The sequence below is a fragment of the Mycobacterium sp. genome, from assembly GCF_049281135.1.
Classification (GTDB): domain Bacteria; phylum Actinomycetota; class Actinomycetes; order Mycobacteriales; family Mycobacteriaceae; genus Mycobacterium.
In genome coordinates this window covers 1-4,586 of record NZ_JBAPRN010000099.1, presented here as the reverse complement: position 1 = coordinate 4,586, position 4,586 = coordinate 1, and the positions used below count along the sequence as shown (strand labels likewise).

The following is a 4,586-nucleotide window of genomic DNA, read 5'->3' as shown; positions in this document are numbered from 1 at the left end:
CCGAAAGTCCTTACGGTGGAACAATTGCCCACGGATTCCTGACGCTATCTCTGATTCCGGCCCTCAGTAAGGCCAACTACCACGTCGAAAACGCGAAGATGGGCATCAACTATGGGCTTAACAGGGTGCGATTCCTTGCGCCTGTTCCGGCCCGCAGCCGCATCCGCGTAAGATCTGAGCTTGTCGACGCTGTCAAGGTGGATGACGCAACCGTTGACCTGATAGTGCGGCACACGGTCGAGCTTGACGGTTCTCACAAGCCAGCGGCTGTGGCTGAGCTTATTGCGCGGATGGTCTTCTAGCCCTATTCCGCACCGTGTAGCCAACTAGCGCGGGCAGATTTGGCCTTGTGACGTGTGGTACATCGCGAGTATGTCACGGCTGACCGCACTCGGGGGCTTCGAGTAATAGAATGACCATATAATCGGTCTTACCTTTATACCGAAGCTTCGAAGGGCGGCGGGACGATGGAACCAGGCGCGACGAGTTCGGTCCCAGCACGCTCAAGCGTGTTGCTCAAGCCGGTGGATGTTCCCAAAGCGTCCGACGTCTTAGCACGTGAACTTCGCGAGCGGATCCTGTCCGGCGAGCTGGTTGAGGGTACGGCGCTTCCGGCGGAGCGTGAGCTGGTCAAACAGACACAGATGAGCCGGGCTACGGTCCGGGAGGCATTACGCATCCTGGAGGTGCAGAACTTGGTTCGGGTCAGGGCGGGCCGGGCCGGTGGGGCATTCGTCCAGCGGCCGACGACCAACGGGATGGCAAGCTCGGTGAGCATGCTGATCCGCGGCCAGAGGATCAAGCTCGCGGACCTGATGGAAACCCGTGAGGCGCTGGAGCCGTTCTGCGCTGAGTCGGCAGCCCGCAAACGGACCGACGACGATCTGGAATTGCTGGATCGTGCCAACGAGGAGATCGCCGATCCCGACGCCGACCTGTCGACGTTTCTGCAGGCCAACCTTGACTGGCATGTGGGGGTGGCGATGGCCAGTCATAACGAACTATTGATTGGCTTCATGACCGCGTTGTCCCACGCTATCTACGCCGGGACCGAGAATGCGGCCTTCGTCGACGAAAACGTGCGAATAGTCACGGCGCGGGCGCATCGGTCGATCACCACCGCAATCCGTAGCCGCGACGCCGATACGGCCGGTCGGCGCATGCGTCGGCATGTGCACAGCTACGCGAAGGCCGCACTCGCTGTTGACAAACGTGAGGCGATCGCGGTCGACGACTGAGGTCAGGTCAGCACAGAAACAACAAGGCGCGGTTCGGTTTTCGCGACAACTTCGTCGACGCTGACACCGGGCGCGGTTTCGATCAGATGTAGGCCATCGTCGGCGACGTCGATGACGGCAAGGTCGGTGAAGATTCGGCTCACGCAACGCTTGCCGGTCAGCGGTAGTGTGCACTGCTCGACGATCTTCGCGCTACCGTCCTTGGCGGTGTGTTCCATCATCACGAAAACTTCTTCCACGCCGTGCACCAGGTCCATCGCCCCGCCCATGCCCTTGATCATCTTGCCGGGGATGGTCCAGTTGGCCAGATCGCCCCCGGCCGAGACCTGCATGGCGCCGAGCACCGCGATGTCCAGGTGTCGGCCGCGGATGATCCCGAACGAGGACGACGAGCAGAAGAAAGCCGCACCCGGCAACGTGGTGACCGTCTCCTTACCGGCGTTGATCAGGTCGGCGTCGAGGTCCTCGCGCTGAGGGTACGGCCCGACACCGAGAATCCCGTTTTCCGAATGCAAGACGACGGTGATGTCGGCGGGGATGTGGCTCGGGATCAAGGTAGGCAACCCGATTCCGAGGTTCACGTACTGCCCGTCGTGCAGTTCGGCGGCTACCCGCGCCGCCAACTCGTCTCGGCTCCAGCTCATGGCCGCACGGTCTCCTTCTCGATCTGCTTCACCGGGTTGGGGATATGAACCACCCGGTGCACGTAGATCCCCGGGGTGTGCACGTGGGCGGGGTCGATTTCACCTGGTTCGACCAAGTGCTCAACCTGGGCGATGGTGATCCGGCCCGCCACGGCGCAGTCCGGATTGAAATTGGCCGCCGCCGCGTGATAGACGAGGTTGCCGTGCCGGTCGCCTTTGAACGCATGCACCAGTGCGAAGTCAGTGCGGATGGCTCGCTCCAATACATAAGCGACGCCGTCGAATTCGCGGGTTTCTTTCGGTGGCGAGGCCACCGCCACGCTACCGTCCGCATGGTAGCGCCACGCCAGACCGCCATCGGCGACCTGCGTCCCTACCCCTGTCGGGGTGTAGAACGCAGGTATTCCGGCGCCGCCGGCACGCAGCCGCTCGGCCAGCGTGCCCTGCGGTGTCAGTTCCAGCTCAAGCTCACCGGCCATGTATTGGCGGGCGAATTCTTTGTTCTCGCCGACGTAGGAGTTAATCGTTCGCCGGATCCGCTTGTGCTGCAACAAGACTCCCAAACCAATGCCGTCCACTCCCAGGTTGTTCGATACCGTTTCCAGATCGCGGACCCCGAGCTCCAGCACCGCCGCGATCAGCGCCTGGGGGATGCCGCACAGCCCGAACCCGCCGACCGCAAGAGAGGACCCGTCCGTCACGTCGGCGACGGCTTCCGCCGTCGTTGCCACGACTTTGTCCATCGTCACAAGCCTCCTCGCGACTTCAGCTCTTGGGCATGCCGAGGATGCGCTCGGCGACGATGTTGCGTTGGATAAAGGTCGAGCCGCCCGCGATGGCAGTACCTCGAGCCTGATAGGCAAGTCGTAGCCACCGTTGGCCGTCGGCCGACAAAGAATCGACGGCACCCTTCGGAGCGAGCGAGAACTGCCCACCCATCTCGTCGAGCTCTAGCCCGAAATCGGCGATGTCCTCGACCAGCGGGCAAAAGAACAGTTTCCCGATCGAGGTCACCGGGCCGGGTGGACCGTCCCCGGCGGCGCCGGTGATTACCCGCTGTCCGATGAGGTAGTGCACGAGCGCCCGGCCGTACAGATCCGCGATGCGTTGCCGCACCAGCGGATCGGTTCCCAGAGGTGTGCCGTCATCGGTGGTACGACCGGAGATCTGGCGGATCAAATCGTTGACAGCGCCGGTGGTGTTCACCCGGCCGGTGGCGATGGCCACTCGCTCGAATGCCAGGGTGCCCATCGCGACCCGCCATCCGCCGTCCACCTCGCCCAGGACGCAATCATCAGGAATGAATACGTCGTCGAGAAAAACTTCGTTGAACTCGGCCTCTCCCAGCATGTGTGCGAGCGGACGGACCTCGACTCCCGGACTGTCCATCGCCAGTAGAAAGTACGTGATCCCGCGGTGGCGGGGTCCGCCTCCGGTGCGGGCAAGCAGGATCGCGTGCGCTGCCAGCTGGGCGCGGCTTGTCCAGATTTTTTGACCCTGAATTCGCCACCCGCCGTCCACCTTGGTGGCGGTCGTGCGCAACGAGGCCAGGTCCGAGCCGGCCTCCGGCTCGGAGAACAACTGGCACCAAATGTCGTCACCGGTCAGGATCGGCTGGAGATAGCGTTGTTGCTGCTCTGCCGTGCCGAACTCGATTATGGTGGGCCCGGCGAAATCCTCGCCGACGATGTTGAGCCGCTCAGGAGCGCCGGCTCGATCGAGTTCTTCGTTGAAGATCGCCCGCAGTTTCGCGTCGGCGCCGCCGCCACCATATTCCTTGGGCCACGACAGCCCTGCATATCCGGCATGGAAGAGGAAGCCCTGCCAGGTGCGCCAATAATCCAGCTTGTCCTCAAGGCGAGCTGGTTCCACCCCGCCCAGCTGCAGCATGGTGTCTTCTAACCAGTCGCGAGCCTGGACGCGGAATTCAGCTTCCTCGGGACTGTCCTTTACTTCCATCAGGGTGTGCCAGCCACTTCTTGGCTATGTGCGTGATCCGCTTTGAGGCGTTGTTCAATGTCTTTGCGCAACTCGTGTTTGAGCACCTTGCCGGTCGCGGTCATCGGCAGCGAGTCGAGGGTGATGACGCGCTCGGGTGTCTTTTGGACGGGCATGCCCTCGCCGAGCAAGAATTCGCGGAGGGCGTCGACCGTCGGCGGTTCGTTTCCCGGCTTGGCGACCACGTAGCAGCACACCCTCTCGCCGAGCTTCTCGTCTGGCATGCCCACCACCGAGAACGCTTGCAACGCAGGGTGATGCGCCAGGTGCTCCTCGATCTCGCGAACGCTGATGTTCATCCCGCCGCGAATGACGATGTCTTTGGTTCGGCCGGTGACCCGGACGAATCCGTCGTCGGTCATGGTTCCCAGGTCGCCCGACTTGGAAAAGCCGTCAGCGGTGAATAGCGCTGCGGTTTCTTGATGATTTGCAAGGTATTCGATCATATGGGCGGGGCCGCGGTAAGCGATGTCGCCCTCGGTACCGCGGGGCACCTCGTGGCCTTTTTCATCGACGATCTTGACCTCCGCACCCGGCATCGCCTTGCCGTCCGAGGTCAGGGCGCGCGAAGCGTCGTCGGTGACGGAGCATGTTGTGGTGACTAGATTTTCGCTGCGCCCGTAGAGGCTGAGGACCTTGATGTTGGGGAGCGCTGCGCTGGCCTGCTTGACGACTGCGGCGGGGATGGGTGCGCCCGCACATGTCC

6 protein-coding genes are annotated in these 4,586 nt (G+C 62.7%); 2 read left to right on the top strand and 4 right to left on the bottom strand.

Annotated features, from left to right (window positions below; genetic code table 11):
• Both WAN02_RS04160 and WAN02_RS04155 read left to right on the top strand, forming a co-directional pair.
• On the top strand, positions 1-302 hold a 302-nt coding region (locus WAN02_RS04160), incomplete at its 5' end, for a MaoC/PaaZ C-terminal domain-containing protein (RefSeq protein WP_422262913.1).
• A gap of 165 nt (positions 303-467) precedes the next feature.
• A complete protein-coding gene (locus WAN02_RS04155; protein ID WP_422262912.1) occupies positions 468-1,238 on the top strand; it encodes a FadR/GntR family transcriptional regulator in 771 nt (256 codons plus the stop codon).
• Between the two features lie 2 nt (positions 1,239-1,240).
• On the opposite strand, the gene WAN02_RS04150 is transcribed toward WAN02_RS04155, so the two are convergent.
• From WAN02_RS04150 to WAN02_RS04135, 4 genes are all read right to left on the bottom strand, one after another.
• Complete coding sequence (locus WAN02_RS04150) at positions 1,241-1,882, bottom strand: CoA transferase subunit B (protein ID WP_422262911.1); 642 nt, start codon at positions 1,880-1,882, stop codon at positions 1,241-1,243.
• Complete coding sequence (locus WAN02_RS04145) at positions 1,879-2,625, bottom strand: CoA transferase subunit A (RefSeq protein WP_422262910.1); 747 nt, start codon at positions 2,623-2,625, stop codon at positions 1,879-1,881. The genes WAN02_RS04150 and WAN02_RS04145 overlap by 4 nt, the downstream gene beginning before the upstream one ends.
• A 22-nt stretch (positions 2,626-2,647) precedes the next feature.
• Positions 2,648-3,841 (bottom strand): acyl-CoA dehydrogenase family protein, encoded by a 1,194-nt coding sequence (locus WAN02_RS04140; RefSeq protein ID WP_422262909.1) that lies wholly within the window; start codon positions 3,839-3,841, stop codon positions 2,648-2,650.
• On the bottom strand, positions 3,841-4,586 hold a 746-nt coding region (locus WAN02_RS04135), incomplete at its 5' end, for a class I adenylate-forming enzyme family protein (RefSeq protein ID WP_422262908.1). The genes WAN02_RS04140 and WAN02_RS04135, both read right to left, overlap by 1 nt.